Origin of the sequence: Mycobacterium sp. IS-1496, from assembly GCF_001499995.1 — a bacterium.
GTDB lineage: Bacteria > Actinomycetota > Actinomycetes > Mycobacteriales > Mycobacteriaceae > Mycobacterium.
Window position 1 is genome coordinate 65259 of record NZ_LQIU01000045.1, and the last position, 16137, is coordinate 81395.

At 67.5% G+C, this 16137-nt stretch carries 12 protein-coding genes; 3 read left to right on the forward strand and 9 right to left on the reverse strand.

The features are described from left to right. Nucleotides 1-2 precede the first annotated feature (2 nt). Entirely contained in the window at nt 3-986 is a 984-nt protein-coding gene (locus tag AU195_RS20080; protein ID WP_059160805.1) for a calcium/sodium antiporter, read from the reverse strand. Between the two features lie 118 nt (nt 987-1104). On the opposite strand from AU195_RS20080, the gene AU195_RS20085 reads away from it, so the two are divergent. Then, on the forward strand, nt 1105-1986 hold the full coding sequence (locus AU195_RS20085) for a crotonase/enoyl-CoA hydratase family protein (protein WP_059160806.1): 882 nt from the start codon (nt 1105-1107) through the stop codon (nt 1984-1986). 69 nt (nt 1987-2055) lie between these two features. Here the strand turns inward: AU195_RS20085 and AU195_RS20090 are convergent, their stop codons facing one another. From AU195_RS20090 to AU195_RS20100, 3 genes are all read right to left on the reverse strand, one after another. Further along, entirely contained in the window at nt 2056-6003 is a 3948-nt protein-coding gene (locus AU195_RS20090) for a DNA-directed RNA polymerase subunit beta' (protein WP_059160807.1), read from the reverse strand. 60 nt (nt 6004-6063) lie between these two features. Next, a complete protein-coding gene (rpoB, locus tag AU195_RS20095) occupies nt 6064-9564 on the reverse strand; it encodes a DNA-directed RNA polymerase subunit beta (protein ID WP_502687366.1) in 3501 nt (1166 codons plus the stop codon). A 542-nt stretch (nt 9565-10106) separates the two neighbouring features. Next, on the reverse strand, nt 10107-11198 hold the full coding sequence (locus AU195_RS20100) for an ABC transporter ATP-binding protein (protein WP_059160809.1): 1092 nt from the start codon (nt 11196-11198) through the stop codon (nt 10107-10109). 203 nt (nt 11199-11401) lie between these two features. Here AU195_RS20100 and glsA point away from each other — a divergent pair, with 203 nt between their 5' ends. Continuing rightward, nucleotides 11402-12397, forward strand: coding sequence for a glutaminase A (gene glsA / locus AU195_RS20105; RefSeq protein ID WP_059160810.1), 996 nt, complete (start codon nt 11402-11404; stop codon nt 12395-12397). A gap of 54 nt (nt 12398-12451) precedes the next feature. On the opposite strand, the gene rplL is transcribed toward glsA, so the two are convergent. The 5 genes from rplL to AU195_RS20125 form a co-directional block, all read right to left on the reverse strand. Continuing rightward, nucleotides 12452-12841 (reverse strand): 50S ribosomal protein L7/L12, encoded by a 390-nt coding sequence (rplL, locus tag AU195_RS20110; RefSeq protein ID WP_059096512.1) that lies wholly within the window; start codon nt 12839-12841, stop codon nt 12452-12454. Between the two features lie 48 nt (nt 12842-12889). Then, the gene (gene rplJ, locus AU195_RS20115) at nt 12890-13417 is read right to left on the reverse strand and encodes a 50S ribosomal protein L10 (protein ID WP_059160811.1); all 528 of its coding nucleotides are present in this window, start codon (nt 13415-13417) and stop codon (nt 12890-12892) included. A gap of 249 nt (nt 13418-13666) precedes the next feature. Further along, on the reverse strand, nt 13667-13807 hold the full coding sequence (locus AU195_RS25985; protein WP_172800645.1) for a hypothetical protein: 141 nt from the start codon (nt 13805-13807) through the stop codon (nt 13667-13669). A gap of 22 nt (nt 13808-13829) precedes the next feature. Beyond that, nucleotides 13830-14738 (reverse strand): ROK family protein, encoded by a 909-nt coding sequence (locus AU195_RS20120; RefSeq protein ID WP_059160812.1) that lies wholly within the window; start codon nt 14736-14738, stop codon nt 13830-13832. Then, entirely contained in the window at nt 14738-15505 is a 768-nt protein-coding gene (locus AU195_RS20125) for an endonuclease/exonuclease/phosphatase family protein (protein WP_059160813.1), read from the reverse strand. The genes AU195_RS20120 and AU195_RS20125 overlap by 1 nt, the downstream gene beginning before the upstream one ends. Before the next feature lie 53 nt (nt 15506-15558). On the opposite strand from AU195_RS20125, the gene AU195_RS20130 reads away from it, so the two are divergent. Then, nucleotides 15559-16110 carry a nucleotidyltransferase family protein gene (locus tag AU195_RS20130; RefSeq protein ID WP_059160814.1) on the forward strand — a complete coding sequence of 184 codons (552 nt, stop codon included), beginning with the start codon at nt 15559-15561 and terminating at the stop codon, nt 16108-16110. Nucleotides 16111-16137: the final 27 nt, after the last annotated feature.

The window sequence follows — 16137 nt, forward strand, 5'->3', positions numbered from 1 at the left end:
TGTCAGGTCTGCGTGCTGAGCAGGAACCCGAGATAGACCACATAGGCGACGACCATGGCGCCGCCCTCGCCGCGGGACACCCGGCGCCCGGACAGGAAGATCGGCACGCAGGCCAGCGCGACCGTGACCATGATCGGGATGTCGATGCGCACCAGGCTCGCCGGCAGTGCGATGCCGTCGGCGGCCACCAGACAGGTGAGGCCGAGGATCAGCAGGATGTTGTAGACCGAGCTGCCGATCAGGTTGCCGATGGCGACGTCGCGGTCGCCGCGCAGCGTGGAGACCACCGTGGTCATCAGCTCCGGGGCCGACGTGCCGATCGCCACCACCGTCAGCCCGATCAGCGCATCGGACACCCCGAGCTGCCGGGACACCCCGACGGCCCCGTCGACGAGCCAGTCCGCTCCGACCACCAGAAGCGCGATGCCGCCGACCGTCATCACGACGTCCATCACCGCACCGCGCGTGCCCGTCGTGACCGTGCCGACGGCGCCGGGGCCGAACTCGTCGGCGAACTCGAGCGCGACCTGCCGCGACTCCCGCCGAGCCGACCACACCACCGCAACCGTGTACCCGACCGCGCAGACCACCAGGATGATCCCGTCGAGACGGGACAGATGGCCGTCGGCGGCCAGCAACCAGAACAGCAGCGCGACGCCGGCCATCACCGGCAGCTCGGAGCGGATGGTGCGCATCTGCAGGGCCAGCGGCACCAGCAGCGCGCTGAGGCCCAGGATCAGCAGGACGTTGACGACGTTGGTGCCGGCGATGTTGCCCACCGCGAGCGCACCGCTGCCCTCCCCCACCGCGATCACGCCGACGGCGAGTTCGGGCATGCTGGTGCCGATCGAGACCACGGTGAGGCCGATGACGATCGGGCTGATACCCAACCTCGACGCCAGCCCGGTGGCGCCACGGACCATCACTTCAGAGCCCACGGCCAGCACGGTCAGCCCGGCGAGGAACCACGCGGCATCGGTCAGCATCTCCGCAGAACCTAGTCAGTGCGGCCGCGCGGGGCCAAGAGCGGGGCCCGCTCGCGGATCATGTCGGCGCGGCGCGCTGCTACCGTCCCCCTCATCCGGCCGACCATGGGAGATCGATGTGGACCTGACCACGCTGCAGCACGACGTCGACGACAACGTGCTCGTGGTGACGCTGAACCGTCCCGACCAACTGAACGCGTTCACCGTCGCGATGGCCGAGGAACTGGAGTGGACCTTCCAGCACGTCAACGAGCGCGACGACATCCGTGCGGTGATCGTGACCGGGGCCGGGCGTGCCTTCTGCGCGGGCATGGATCTCGCGGCGTCGGGCAACGCGTTCGGGCTCGACGAGACGCAACGGCCGACGCTCGCCGACATGGACGATCTGTCCGACCCGAACCTGAGCCGGGTCCGCGACACCGGCGGGCGGGTCACCCTGGCCATCCACGCCTGCCGCAAACCGGTGATCGCCGCGATCAACGGCGCCGCGGTCGGTATCGGCGCGACGATGACGCTGGCGATGGATGCCCGCCTCATCGCCGATCGCGGTCGGATCGGTTTCGTATTCGGCAAACTCGGGATCACGCCCGAGGCGGCCTCGACGTGGTTCCTGCCGCGGATCGTCGGCCTGGACGCGGCACTGGACCTCGTGTTCTCCGCGGACATCCTCGATGCGGAGGCGGCCCACCGGACGGGCCTGGTCCGTTCGGTGCACAGCGGCGACGAACTACTCGGCGCGGCAAAGGCTCTCGCCGACCGGTGGACCAGAGGCCGCTCCCCGGTCGCCGTGGCGCTCGCGCGCCAGATGCTCTACCGCAACGTGACGCTCGACCATCCGGTCGACGCCCACCGGGTCGACTCGCTGGCGATGTTCTACACCAGCATCGCCGACGGGGCCGAGGGCGTCGCCGCGTTCCGCGAGAAGCGGGATCCGCGGTTCACCGCGCGCGCCTCGGCCGATATGCCGCCGTTCTACGACGACTGGGTCAACCGGACGTAACCGACACTCGGAGCACCCCCGCCGCACGAAAAAGCCCCCGGGCGAACCCGGGGGCTTTCTCGCACACGACTAGCGGTAGTCGCTGTATCCGTAATCGTCCAGCGGCACCGCAGCGCCGGTCGCCTGGCCGAAGTCGGGGCTGTAGTACTGATCCTCGTAGGACGGGATCGTGTACGCCGCGGCCCGCGCCTCTTCGGTCGGCTGCACCTGGATGTTGCGGTAGCGGTTGATCCCGGTACCGGCCGGGATCAGCTTGCCGATGATCACGTTCTCCTTCAGACCCTGCAGCTTGTCGCTGCGGCAGTTGATCGCCGCATCGGTCAGCACGCGGGTGGTCTCCTGGAACGACGCCGCCGACAGCCACGAATCCGTGGCCAGCGATGCCTTCGTGATACCCATCAGCACCGGACGTCCGGCCGCGGGCTCTGCACCCTCGGCCACCACGCGACGGTTCTCCGACTCGAACTCGGCACGCTCGGTCAGCGAGCCGGGCAGGAACTCCGTCGCACCCGAATCGATGATCGTGACGCGACGCAGCATCTGCCGGACGATGACCTCGATGTGCTTGTCGTGGATCGACACGCCCTGCGCCCGGTAGACCTCCTGGACCTCGTGGACCAGGTGGATCTGCACCTCACGCGGACCCTGCACACGCAGCACCTCGTGCGGATCGGCCGAACCCTCCATGAGCTGGTCGCCGACCTCGACGTGATCGCCGTCGGAGAGCACACCCTCGGAGCCGTCCTCGTGCTTGATCACGCGCAGCCGCTGACGCTTGGAGAGCTTGTCGTAGACGACTTCCTCGCCACCGTCGTCCGGGACGATGGTGATCTTGTAGAAGCGCTCACCCTCCTCCAGCTGGACACGGCCGGAGACGTCCGCGATCGGCGCCTTGTTACGCGGCACGCGGGCCTCGAACAGCTCCTGCACGCGGGGTAGACCGCCGGTGATGTCCTCACCCACACCGCCCTGGTGGAAGGTGCGCATGGTCAGCTGCGTGCCGGGCTCACCGATGGACTGCGCGGCGACGATGCCGACGGCCTCGCCGATGTCGACGAGCTTGCCGGTGGCCATCGAACGGCCGTAGCACTTCGCGCAGACACCGGTCGCCGACGCACAGGTCAGCACCGAACGCACCTTGACGTGGTCGATACCGGCCGCCAGCAGCTTGTCGATGGCCGGGTCGCCCAGGTCGTGACCGCGCTCGATGACGACGTTGCCGTCGGCGTCGACCGCGTCGGTGGCCAGGGTGCGGGCGAACGCCGAGGTCTCGACGTGCGGATCGCGGATCAGCGTGCCGTCGGCAGCCCGCTCGGCCAGCGTGACGTTGATGCCGCGCTCGGTCTCGCAGTCGTTCTCGCGCACGATGACGTCCTGGCTCACGTCGACCAGACGACGGGTCAGGTAACCCGAGTCGGCGGTACGAAGAGCGGTGTCCGCCAGACCCTTACGGGCGCCGTGGGTGTTGATGAAGTACTCCAGCACCGTCAGGCCCTCGCGGAAGGAGGACTTGATCGGCCGCGGGATGAACTCACCCTTCGGGTTGGTCACCAGACCCTTCATGCCGGCCAGCGTTCTGGTCTGCGTGAAGTTACCCGTGGCGCCCGACTTCACGATCGTGATGATCGGGTTGTCCGCCGGGTAGTGCTCCTCCAACGCCTTACCGACCTCTTCGGTGGCGTCCTGCCAGATCTTGACCAGCGAGTCGTTGCGCTCCTTGTGGTTCAGGGCGCCACGCTGGTACTTGCGCTCGATCCCGTCGGCTTCCTTCTCGTACCGGTCAAGGATCTCCTGCTTCTGCGGCGGCACCAGCACATCGGCCATCGACACGGTGACACCCGAACGGGTGGCCCAGTAGAAGCCGGCGTCCTTGAGCTTGTCCACGGTCTGCGCCACGACGATCATCGGGAAGCGCTCGGCCAGATCGTTGATGATCCTGGCCTGGACCTTCTTGTGCATCTGCTCGTTGATGAACGGATACGAGATCGGCAGCAGCTCGTTGAACATCACGCGACCGAGCGTCGTCTCGGCGGTCCAGGCGTCGCCCGGCTTCCACCCGTTCTCGAACAGCTCGGCCTCCAGGGCGGCCGGCGGCCGCTGCTGGGTCAGACGCACCTTGATCTTCGCGCGCACCGACAGCGCACCGCGGTCCATCGCCATGATGGCCTCGGCCGGCGAGCTGTACACGCCCTGTTCGGCCTCGTCCTTGGTGGCGGCCCGGTACTCGCCCGTGTCGCCCTCGATCATCGTGGTCAGGAAGTACAGACCGGTGACCATGTCCAGACGCGGCATGGCCAGCGGCTTACCCGACGCGGGCGACAGGATGTTGTTGCTGGACAGCATCAGGATGCGGGCCTCGGCCTGCGCCTCCGCGGACAGCGGAAGGTGCACGGCCATCTGGTCGCCGTCGAAGTCGGCGTTGAACGCCTCACAGACCAGCGGGTGCAGCTGGATGGCCTTGCCCTCCACCAGCTGCGGCTCGAAGGCCTGGATACCGAGGCGGTGCAGGGTGGGTGCACGGTTCAGCAGCACCGGATGCTCGGCGATGACCTCTTCGAGGACATCCCACACCTGGGGACGCTGACGCTCCACCATGCGCTTGGCGCTCTTGATGTTCTGCGCGTGGTTCAGGTCGACCAGACGCTTCATCACGAACGGCTTGAACAGCTCGAGCGCCATTAGCTTCGGCAGACCGCACTGGTGCAGCTTGAGCTGCGGGCCGACGACGATGACCGAACGGCCCGAGTAGTCGACACGCTTACCGAGCAGGTTCTGGCGGAACCGGCCCTGCTTGCCCTTGAGCAGATCGGACAGCGACTTGAGCGGACGGTTGCCGGGCCCGGTGACGGGCCGGCCGCGACGGCCGTTGTCGAACAGCGCGTCCACCGACTCCTGGAGCATGCGCTTCTCGTTGTTGACGATGATCTCGGGCGCGCCGAGGTCGATCAGTCGCTTCAACCGGTTGTTGCGGTTGATCACGCGGCGGTACAGGTCGTTCAGGTCGGAGGTGGCGAAGCGGCCACCGTCGAGCTGAACCATCGGGCGCAGCTCCGGCGGGATCACCGGAACGGCGTCGAGGACCATACCCATCGGGGAATTGGCGTTGCTCTGGAACGCCGCGACGACCTTCAGCCGCTTGAGCGCACGGAGCTTCTTCTGCCCCTTGCCGTTCTTGATGGTGTCGCGCAGGCTCTCGGCCTCGGCGTCGATGTCGAAGGTCTCGATGAGCTTCTTGATCGACTCCGCGCCCATCGCGCCGGTGAAGTACTCGCCGTAGCGGTCGACGAGCTCGCGGTAGAGCACCTCGTCGACGATGAGCTGCTTGGGAGCCAGCTTGGTGAACGTCGTCCAGATCTCGTCGAGCCGGTCCAGCTCACGCTGGGCCCGGTCGCGGAGCTGACGCATCTCCCGCTCGCCGCCGTCGCGCACCTTGCGGCGCACGTCGCTCTTGGCGCCTTCGGCCTCGAGCTCGGCCAGATCGGCCTCGAGCTTCTGGGCCCGGGCCTCAAGGTCGGCGTCGCGCTGATCCTCGACGGCCTTCTTCTCGACGACCATCTCGGCCTCGAGGGTCGAGAGCTCGTTGTGGCGCATCTCGTCGTTGACGGCGGTGATGACGTAGGCCGCGAAGTAGATGATCTTCTCGAGATCCTTCGGGGCCAGGTCGAGCAGGTAGCCCAACCGCGACGGCACACCCTTGAAGTACCAGATGTGCGTGACGGGTGCGGCCAGCTCGATGTGGCCCATCCGCTCACGGCGCACCTTGGCGCGGGTCACCTCGACGCCGCAGCGCTCGCAGATGATGCCCTTGAAGCGGACGCGCTTGTACTTACCGCAGTAGCACTCCCAGTCGCGAGTCGGTCCGAAGATCTTCTCGCAGAACAGGCCGTCCTTCTCGGGCTTGAGCGTGCGGTAGTTGATGGTCTCCGGCTTCTTGACCTCACCGTAGGACCACTGACGGATGTCGTCCGCGGTCGCGAGACCGATCCGGAGTTCATCGAAGAAGTTGACGTCTAGCACGTAACTCCCTTTCCCCTTTCGGGACTAGAAATCAATATCAGCGCCGCGGCTGTGCCGCGATCAGGCCAGGTCTTCGACAGAGGCGGATTCGTTGCGGGACAGGTTGATACCGAGGTTGGCAGCGGCACGCTCCAGGTCCTCGTCGTCACCGTCACGCATCTCGATCGCCGCACCGTCAGACGACAGGACCTCGACGTTGAGGCACAGCGACTGCAGCTCCTTAAGAAGCACCTTGAACGACTCCGGGATGCCCGGCTCGGGGATGTTCTCGCCCTTGACGATCGCCTCGTACACCTTGACGCGGCCGACGGTGTCGTCGGACTTGATCGTCAGCAGCTCCTGCAGCGTGTAGGCGGCGCCGTAGGCCTGCATGGCCCAGCACTCCATCTCGCCGAACCGCTGACCACCGAACTGCGCCTTACCGCCCAGCGGCTGCTGGGTGATCATCGAGTACGGACCGGTCGAGCGGGCGTGGATCTTGTCGTCCACCAGGTGGTGCAGCTTGAGGATGTACATGTAGCCGACCGTCACCGGGTACGGGAACGGCTCGCCACTGCGTCCGTCGAACAACTCGGCCTTGCCGTCGGAGTTGACCATGACGTCGCCGTCGCGGTTGGGCAGCGTGGAGCCGAGCAGACCCGACAGCTCGTTCTCGCGGGCACCGTCGAACACCGGGGTGGCGACGATGCTGTCCGACGGAGCCGAGTACAGCTCCTCGGGCAGCTTCTCTGCCCAGTCCGGCACGCCCTCGGCGCCGGCCACGTCGATGTTCCAGCCGGCCTTGGCCACCCACCCGAGGTGGGTCTCCAGGATCTGGCCGATGTTCATACGACGCGGCACACCGTGGGTGTTCAGGATGATGTCCACCGGGGTGCCGTCGGGCAGGAACGGCATGTCCTCGACGGGCAGGATCTTGCCGATGACGCCCTTGTTGCCGTGGCGTCCGGCCAGCTTGTCGCCGTCGGAGATCTTGCGCTTCTGCGCGACGTACACGCGGACCAGCTCGTTGACACCGGCGGGCAGCTCGTCGTCGTCCTCGCGGGAGAACACGCGGATGCCGATGACCTTGCCGGACTCACCGTGCGGCACCTTGAGCGACGTGTCGCGGACCTCGCGCGCCTTCTCACCGAAGATCGCGCGGAGCAGCCGCTCCTCCGGGGTCAGCTCGGTCTCACCCTTCGGGGTGACCTTGCCGACCAGGATGTCGCCATCGCGGACCTCGGCGCCGATGCGGACGATGCCGCGCTCGTCGAGGTCGGCGAGCACCTCGTCGGAGACGTTCGGGATGTCCCGGGTGATCTCCTCGGCGCCCAGCTTGGTGTCGCGGGCATCGATCTCGTGCTCCTCGATGTGGATCGAGGTGAGCACGTCCTCTTCAACCAGGCGGTTGGAGAGGATGATCGCGTCCTCGTAGTTGTGGCCCTCCCACGGCATGATCGCCACGAGCAGGTTCTTGCCCAGGGCCATTTCACCGTTCTGGGTGCAGGGGCCGTCGGCGACGACCTGCCCCGCCTCGACACGCTGGCCGGCATCCACGATCGGACGCTGGTTGGCGCAGGTGCCGTGGTTGGAGCGGGCGAACTTGCGCATCCGGTAGGTGTGCCGGGTGCCGTCGTCGGCCATCACGGTGATGTAGTCGGCGCTGACCTCTTCGACCACGCCCGCCTTCTCGCTGACGACGACGTCGCCGGCGTCGATCGCGGCGCGCAGCTCCATACCGGTGCCGACCAGCGGGGCCTCGCTGCGGACCAGCGGAACCGCCTGGCGCTGCATGTTGGCACCCATGAGGGCACGGTTGGCGTCGTCGTGCTCGAGGAACGGGATCATCGCCGTCGCGACCGACACCATCTGGCGGGGCGAGACGTCCATGTAGTCCACCTCGGTCGCCGAGACGAACTCGACCTCGCCGCCCTTACGGCGGACAAGGACGCGGTCCTCGGTGAAGTGGCCCTCGTCGTCGAGCGGCGAGTTGGCCTGCGCCACGACGTGGCGGTCCTCCTCGTCGGCGGTGAGGTAGTCGATCTGGTCGGTGACCACACCGTTTTCCACCTTGCGGTACGGCGTCTCGATGAAGCCGAACGGGTTGACCCGCGCGTACACCGACAGCGAACCGATCAGGCCGATGTTCGGGCCCTCAGGGGTCTCGATCGGGCACATGCGGCCGTAGTGGCTGGAGTGCACGTCGCGGACCTCGAGGCCGGCGCGCTCACGGGACAGGCCGCCGGGGCCCAACGCCGACAGGCGGCGCTTGTGGGTCAGACCCGACAGCGGGTTGTTCTGGTCCATGAACTGCGACAGCTGGCTGGTGCCGAAGAACTCCTTGATCGCCGCCACGACGGGACGGATGTTGATCAGGGTCTGCGGCGTGATCGCCTCGACGTCCTGGGTGGTCATGCGCTCGCGCACGACACGTTCCATACGTGAGAGGCCGACGCGGATCTGATTCTGGATCAGCTCGCCCACGGTGCGCAGACGACGGTTGCCGAAGTGGTCGATGTCGTCGACCTCGACGGGCACCTCGGTGCCGCCGGGCACCGTCATCACCGTGTCGCCCTGGTGCAGGCGCACCAGGTACTCGATGGTGGCGACGACGTCCTCTTCGGTCAGCGTCGAGCTGGTGATCGGCTGGCCGGTGTTGAGGCCCAGCTTCTTGTTGACCTTGTAGCGGCCGACGCGGGCCAGGTCGTAGCGCTTCTCCTTGAAGAACAGGTTCTCCAGCAGGGTCTGCGCGGACTCCTTGGTCGGCGGCTCGCCCGGACGCAGCTTCCGGTAGATGTCGAGCAGCGCCTCGTCGGTGCCTGCGGTGTTGTCCTTCTCCAGCGTGCTCATCATGATCTCGCTGAAGCCGAACCGCTCGGTGATCTGCTCGTTGGTCCAGCCGAGGGCCTTGAGCAGCACGGTGACGGGCTGGCGGCGCTTGCGGTCGATGCGGACGCCGACGGTGTCGCGCTTGTCGACGTCGAACTCCAGCCATGCACCGCGGCCGGGGATCACCTTGACGCTGTGCAGCGTCTTCTCGGTGGACTTGTCGATCGACTCGTCGAAGTACACACCCGGCGAGCGGACCAGCTGGCTCACCACGACACGCTCGGTGCCGTTGATGATGAAGGTGCCCTTCTCGGTCATCATCGGGAAGTCACCCATGAAGACCGTCTGGCTCTTGATCTCACCGGTGTTGTTGTTGATGAACTCGGCCGTGACGAACAGCGGGGCCGCGTACGTCATGTCCTTGTCTTTGCACTCGTCGACGGGTGCCTTGACCTCGTCGAAGCGCGGATCGGAGAAGGACAGCGACATCGAGCCCGAGAAGTCCTCGATGGGCGAGAGCTCGGTCAGCACCTCTTCGAGGCCACCGGTCGGGTTCACGTCACCGCGTGCGACGGCCCGCTCGCGCCAGGCATCGGCGCCGATCAGCCAGTCGAAGGACTCCGTCTGCACGTCGAGAAGCCCCGGAACCTCGAGAGGCTCACGGAGCTTGGCGAAGGAAATGCGATTTGGTGCTCCGGGAACGGAGTTATTGGTGATAGCTTTTGCTGACTTGCTCTGGCTAGAGACTGCCAAGATGCATCCTTCCAGCACCTCAAGCGACTGTGGGGGCCGGGGAACCGGACCTTGCGCCGCGTATCTGCGTCGGTTCGGCTGGCATGACAGCCCGTCCGGACTCTCCGAAACACGGCACGCGTCTAGATCGCTGAGTTTTTAGGGCTCAGGCTGGGACTAGCGTGTCGGGTGCAGGTGAGGTGGGCAGGATGCAGCCAGCGCAACGTCCAACAATAGCGCAGGACGGCGCATTCCTCAACTGCCATACAGCGGCCGCATGACACGACCGGTCAGGCGCTGGCTGGCGTCCTCAATCCGTGCATACATGCTGCCCAACAGATTGGCGCGTCAAACGGTGTCCGTCAAGAGATAACGTGATCTTGGCTGTGGAATTCTCCCGCGCCGCGTGGGAATCCTGCGCACACCCAGCACCCCGGCGCCGAACGTGCGCACACTGCGAAGAATCGGGCGGAACTTCGCACTGGGCGCACACTCGACGGAAAGCCCCGCACAAACGCATCAGCCCCGGCAGAAACTGCCGGGGCTGATGCAACGTTCGGGACTCAGCCCTCGCGCGAGACGGGGATCGACGCGGTCGGGGCGTCGTCCTCGTGATGGCGATGACGCGTCGTCGACCCGTCCTCCGGATAGTCACGCACCTGCGAATCCCCGCCGCCGGTGTGGTCCAGGTCCTCGCGGATCGCCTGCTGGGCCTTCGGGGGCAGGGTGTGCAGGATCTCGCGCACGCGGGCCTGCCTGCGCCCGACCGCACGACGCTCCGGCATACCGGGGGTCGCCTGGATCTGCGGCGGCACACCCTCGATCTCCTCGACGCCACCGTCGTGATGACCGGCGTCGACCATGGCCTGCTCTTCGGCCATCGTCGACTCGTCCTTCTCCTCCGACATACCGATCGGCCCGAGACGACGACCGTTGAGGAACTGGCGCACCACCGGCTCGTCGGAGGTCAGCAGCACCTCGCGCGGCCCGAACATGACCAGGTGCTTGCGGAACAGCATGCCCATGTTGTCGGGCACCGTGCGGGCGATGTTGATGTTGTGCGTCACGATCAGGATCGTGCAGTCGATCTGCGCGTTGATGTCGATCAGCAGCTGCGACAGGTACGCGGTACGGACCGGGTCCAGACCGGAGTCGGGCTCGTCGCAGAGGATGATCTGCGGGTCGAGCACCAGAGACCGGGCCAGGCCGGCGCGCTTGCGCATACCGCCGGAGATCTCGCCGGGGAACTTGGACTCGTCGCCGCCGAGGCCGACGAGCTCCAGCTTCTCCATGACGATCTTGCGGATCTCGCTCTCCTTCTTCTTCGTGTGCTCACGAAGCGGGAAAGCGGTGTTGTCGTAGAGGCTCATCGAGCCGAACAGCGCACCGTCCTGGAACATGACGCCGAACAGGGTGCGGATCTCGTAGAGCTCTTTGGCCGAGCACTCGATGATGTTGGTGCCGTCGACGATGATCTTGCCGCGCTCCGGGCGCAGCAGACCGATCAGCGACTTCAGGAACACCGACTTACCGGTACCGGACGGGCCGAGCAGCACGCTCACCTCACCGGCCGGGATCTCCATGGTGACGTCTTCCCAGATTCGCGCCGACCCGAAGGACTTCGTCAGTCCCTCAACCTGAATACCGATGCCCACGCGCGATCCTTCCCAAGAGTCCCTTTTGCCACGTCTACCAGGCTTGTGGCTTGAATCACTGTAGCGCACACGGCTATGGCCCACGGCGTGTGTGCCGAACCCCAGACCCATTGACGCGGATCGGGCGACCGGTTCCGCCGCGGTCGGCTTCAATGGAGCTCACGGGCCGAATCGCGGAACGGGCCTGCGGGAGGGGGACCCGGATGGAGGTCGGTGTCGACGGCGTCGCCCAACTGGTGTCCACCGGCGGGCTGCCCGAATTCTCCGAGGTCGAGTCACTGGTCGAAGCCGCCTACCACCGCTGCAAGGCGGAATCCGGCGGTGTGGTGGCCGACTACATCCCGGCTCTCGCCGACGCCGACCCAGACTGGTTCGCGGTATCCGCGGCCGACGTGGACGGTGGTGTCCATTCGTCGGGCGACGTCGACGTCGAGTTCTCCATCCAGTCCATCTCGAAGGCCTTCGTCTATGCGCTCGTCTGCGACGAGTTCGGCCACGACGTGGTGCGCGACCGGATCGGCGTGAACAACACCGGCCTGCCGTTCAACTCCATCATCGCGATCGAACTCAACCACGGCCATCCGATGAACCCGATGGTGAACGCGGGGGCGATCGCCACGACCGCACTGGTGCGCGGGGCCACCTTCGAGGAGAAGTGGCAGACCATCCACGCCGGTCTCTCGGAGTTCGCCGGCCGCCCGTTGCAGGTCGACCAGGTCGTCTACGAGTCGGCGTCGCGCACCAATCAGCGCAACCGCGCGATCGCGCGGCTGCTGGAGAGCTACGGACGGATCGACCTCGACCCGCTGGCCGTCGTCGACGTCTACACCAGGCAGTGCTCGGTGCGGGTGACGGCGGCAGATCTCGCCGTCATGGGCGCCACGCTCGCCGACGGCGGGGTGAACCCGGTGACGGGCCGCCGGGTGGTGTCGGCGGACGTCTGCCGGGACACGCTGGCGATCCTGGCGGCCAACGGCGCGTACGAGCGCTCCGGGGAGTGGCTCTTCGAGATCGGCCTGCCCGGTAAGTCGGGGGTGGGCGGCGGCATCGTCACCATCGCGCCGGGGAAGGGCGGCATCGGCACGTTCTCACCACCGCTGGATCCGGCGGGCAACAGCGTCCGGGGCCAGCGGGCGACGGCCTATCTGTCCCGGGTGCTCGGGCTCAACATCTTCGCGTCCCAGGCACACGCACGCTGATACGACGAAACCGCCCGGGATCCGTGGATCCCGGGCGGTTTGCGTGTGGTCGAACTACTTGACGGTGACCGTCGCGCCTGCGGCCTCGAGCTTGGCCTTGGCGTCGTCGGCAGCCTCCTTGGCGGCCTTCTCCAGGATCGGCTTCGGAGCGCTGTCGACCAGGTCCTTGGCCTCCTTGAGGCCCAGGCCCGAGACGATCTCGCGGACGACCTTGATGACGCCGATCTTCTTCTCACCGGCGCTCTCGAGGATGACGTCGAACTCCGACTGCTCTTCGGCAGCCTCGGCGGGCGCGCCACCGGCGGGGCCGGCAGCGGCGACCGCGACCGGAGCGGCGGCGGTGACCTCGAAGGTCTCCTCGAACTGCTTGACGAACTCCGAGAGCTCCAGCAGCGTCATTTCCTTGAACGCGTCGAGCAGCTCATCAGTGGACAGCTTGGCCATGATTGGTCCTTCCTAGTTTCTTCGGTCTTGTGGGGTTTGAGTGAGCTGCTATGCAGCTTCTTCGGCGGACTTCTTCTCCTGCAGCGCCGCGGCGAGGCGGGCGACCTGAGAAGCGGGAGCGTTGAACAGCCCGGCGGCCTTGGCCAGGTTGCCCTTCATCGCGCCGGCCAGCTTGGCCAGCAGCACCTCGCGGGTCTCGAGGTCGGCGATCCGGTTGACCTCGTCGATGGAGAGCGCGCGGCCCTCCATGTAGCCGCCCTTGACGATGAGCGCCTTGTGATCCTTGGCGAACGTCTTGATCGCCTTGGCGGCGTCGACCGGCTCGCCCTTGACGAACGCGATGGCGGTCGGGCCGGTGAACAGCTCGTCGAGGCCTTCGATGCCTGCTTCGGCAGCGGCGCGCTTGACCAGCGTGTTCTTTGCGACGGTGTAGGTGGCGGAGTCCCCGAGCGAGCGACGCAGCTGCGCGAGGTTGGCCACCGTCAGCCCGCGGTACTCGGTGACGACGGTGGCCGTCGCCTCCTTGAACTGCTCGGCGATGTCGGCAACCGCCGTGGCCTTGTCAGCCTTGGCCATGCATGCCTCCTTGTGGTGGGTATCGGATGCGCCACCAAAGCGAAGGAAGGCCGGAGAACGACGAACGCCCCGACGCAGACAGGTCGGGGCGCAGCTGAATACTCAGTACTACCTCGTCCTCCTGCGTGGGCCGCCCGGGATGATCCGGGACCTTCAACCGATTGCTCGGTGACCGACGGTCTTCGGTGGAACGAGAGAAGGATAGCGGACGGGGCGTGGTCAGCCAAAACGACGATCAGCCAAAACGCCCTACTCGGGGGACAGGCGCTCCGGGGCCTCCGCGGGCGTGAGCCGCTCGGGCGTCTCCGCGGGGACGAGGCGTTCGGGGGTCTCGCTCGGCGTGCCGGGGTTGGGTGTCTGGTCGGGCTGGGGTTCGGACGGAGCGGTCATGCCGGTGGCGTACCCGATCGGCCTATCCGGCAACCGCGAGCGCCGCGGCGCCGACCAGGCCGGCGTCGCCGCCGAGTGTGGCGGGGACGACGCGCAGGTCACGCAGGAAGGACAGCCCCGCGTGGTCGGCAAGCGCCGCCCGCAGCGGGTCGAACAGCCGCGCGCCGGCGCGGGCCACGCCCCCGCCGATCACCACCAGATCCAGGTCGCACACCGCGGCGACCGAGGCGATCATCGCCGCGACCGCCCGGGCGCCGCGCGCATACGCCCGCGAAGCGACGTCGGAGCCGGCGACCGCGGCGTCGGCCAGTTCCCTGGCGTCGGCGTCGGGCGGGGCCTCCCATCCCTGCGTGCGCGCCCACTGCGCCATCCGCGGTCCGGCCGCGACGGTCTCCACGCAGCCACGCCCGCCGCACGTGCACGACGACCCCGCGGGATCGACGACGACGTGGCCGACGTGGCCCGCGTTGCCGGTGCGCCCGTCATAGGGCGCGCCGTCGAGCACCAACCCGCCGCCGACCCCCGTCGACACCACGATCCCGAGCAGGAACCGCGCGTCGCGACCGGCGCCGCGCCACCGCTCCCCCATCGCCATGCACAGCCCGTCGCCGCCGAGCCGCACCGGCAGACCGGTCACCGCCGAGACCCGCGAGACGATCGGAAACCGTTGCCAGGCAGTCAGATTGATGGGGCTCACGGTGCCCGACGGCAGGTCGATGGGCCCGGCCGAGGCGATACCCACCCGCCGCACGGCGCCACCGCCCGACGACATCGCCTCACCGATGAGCCCCGAGGTAACCGCCCACACCGCGTCGGCGCCGGCGCGCGGGGTGGGCGACTGGGCGCGGTGCACGATCGTCCCGTCGGCGTCGACCAGCCCGGCGGCGATCTTCGTGCCCCCGATGTCGAGCGCGAGGGTCAGGTCGGTCATCAATCGCGGGTGACGTCGACCACGAGCGCGCGGTGGTCGGAGATCGGCAGACTCACCGCCGCACAGTGTTCGACCCGCAGCCTCGGATCGTCGGTCAGGACGTGGTCGAGTTGACGGTCGGGGGCGTGGGCGGGGAAGGTCAGCGCCTCACCGAGCTGGCGCATCCGCGCCCAGCGGGCCGGTGTCGGCGGGGTCATGTTCAGGTCACCGACGAGCATCCGCGGCCCCTTGAACCCGCGCAGGTCCCGCACGAGGTGACGCATCTGCACGCGGTTCCAGCCGGGCACGAACGACAGGTGGGTGTTGGCGACGGTCAGCGGTCCGAGCGGGGTGTCGAAGGTCCCGACCATCGCGGCGCGGGGTTCCTCGTTGACGACCTGCACGCGGTTCGGCCCGGGCAGGTACATCGGGAAGCGCACCGGGATCCGCGGCAGCCGCACCACCTGCCAGGTCTCGGCCGGGAAGCGTGACAGCAGAGCGATGCCGTAGGCGGCGGTCCCCGGTTGTTCGCGGCCCGTCGCCGCCATCCACGTCGCCCCGGGGGTGCCGGCGATCGCGGCGACGAAGCGGTGGCTGACCGCGCGCATGGCCTCGGCCGCGACGGCGGTCAGGTCGGCCTTGCCGGAGCGCGGCTGGTCGAGGTCGACCTCCTGCAGCGCGACGATGTCCGCGTCGAGTTCGCCGATGGCTTCCGCCAACCGGTCGAGGTTGACGTCGCCGTCGTGCACGCTGCGCCCGTGCAGAATGTTGAATGTCGCCACCCGCATGGGGTACTAGGTACCCGCCCCGACGACTCACCGACACGTGTGAAAGTAGGCCGATGTCCGCCCGTAACGACGCGCTGCGTGACGCGCTGCGCCGCTCGGCCTCTGCGTTGCGTGCGCACGGCCCCGACTTCGCGCTGGCGGGCAGCTACGCGCTGTGGGCGTACGGCGGTCCGGAACCGGTGCACGACGTGGACTTCGTCGTCGCCGAGGAGGACGCCGAGTCGGCGGCGCTGACGTTGGAGAAGGCCGGGTTCCGCATCGAGCGGACCCCGGAGGACTGGTTGTTCAAGGCGTGTGTGGGCGACGACTTCGTCATCGACGTGCTGCACGCGCTCAACGGCACACCGGTGACGGCGCAGGATGTGGCCGCCGCCGAAGAACTCGACGTGCTGGCGATCCGGATGCGGGTGCTGCCGCCCACGCATGTCGTCACCGAGAAGCTCAACTCGCTCAACGAGCACAACTGCGACTTCTCGGCGCTGCTGCCTGCGGTGCGGGCCGTGCGGGAAAACGTGGACTGGGACATGGTGCGCGCCGATACCGCCGAAAACCCTTTCGCCAGTACGTTTTTGGTGCTCACCGACCGGCTCGGCATCACGGCCTGACATCGCTGCGCGGTGTGCGCGTCACAT

Coding starts and splice junctions, on each gene's coding strand:
- AU195_RS20080 (WP_059160805.1), bottom strand. CDS start 986: ATGCTGACCGATGCCGCGTGGTTCCTCGCCGGGCTGACCGTGCTGGCC.
- glsA (WP_059160810.1), top strand. CDS start 11,402: ATGGAGGTCGGTGTCGACGGCGTCGCCCAACTGGTGTCCACCGGCGGG.
- rplL (WP_059096512.1), bottom strand. CDS start 12,841: ATGGCCAAGCTGTCCACTGATGAGCTGCTCGACGCGTTCAAGGAAATG.
- rplJ (WP_059160811.1), bottom strand. CDS start 13,417: ATGGCCAAGGCTGACAAGGCCACGGCGGTTGCCGACATCGCCGAGCAG.
- AU195_RS25985 (WP_172800645.1), bottom strand. CDS start 13,807: ATGACCGCTCCGTCCGAACCCCAGCCCGACCAGACACCCAACCCCGGC.
- AU195_RS20120 (WP_059160812.1), bottom strand. CDS start 14,738: ATGACCGACCTGACCCTCGCGCTCGACATCGGGGGCACGAAGATCGCC.
- AU195_RS20125 (WP_059160813.1), bottom strand. CDS start 15,505: ATGCGGGTGGCGACATTCAACATTCTGCACGGGCGCAGCGTGCACGAC.
- AU195_RS20130 (WP_059160814.1), top strand. CDS start 15,559: ATGTCCGCCCGTAACGACGCGCTGCGTGACGCGCTGCGCCGCTCGGCC.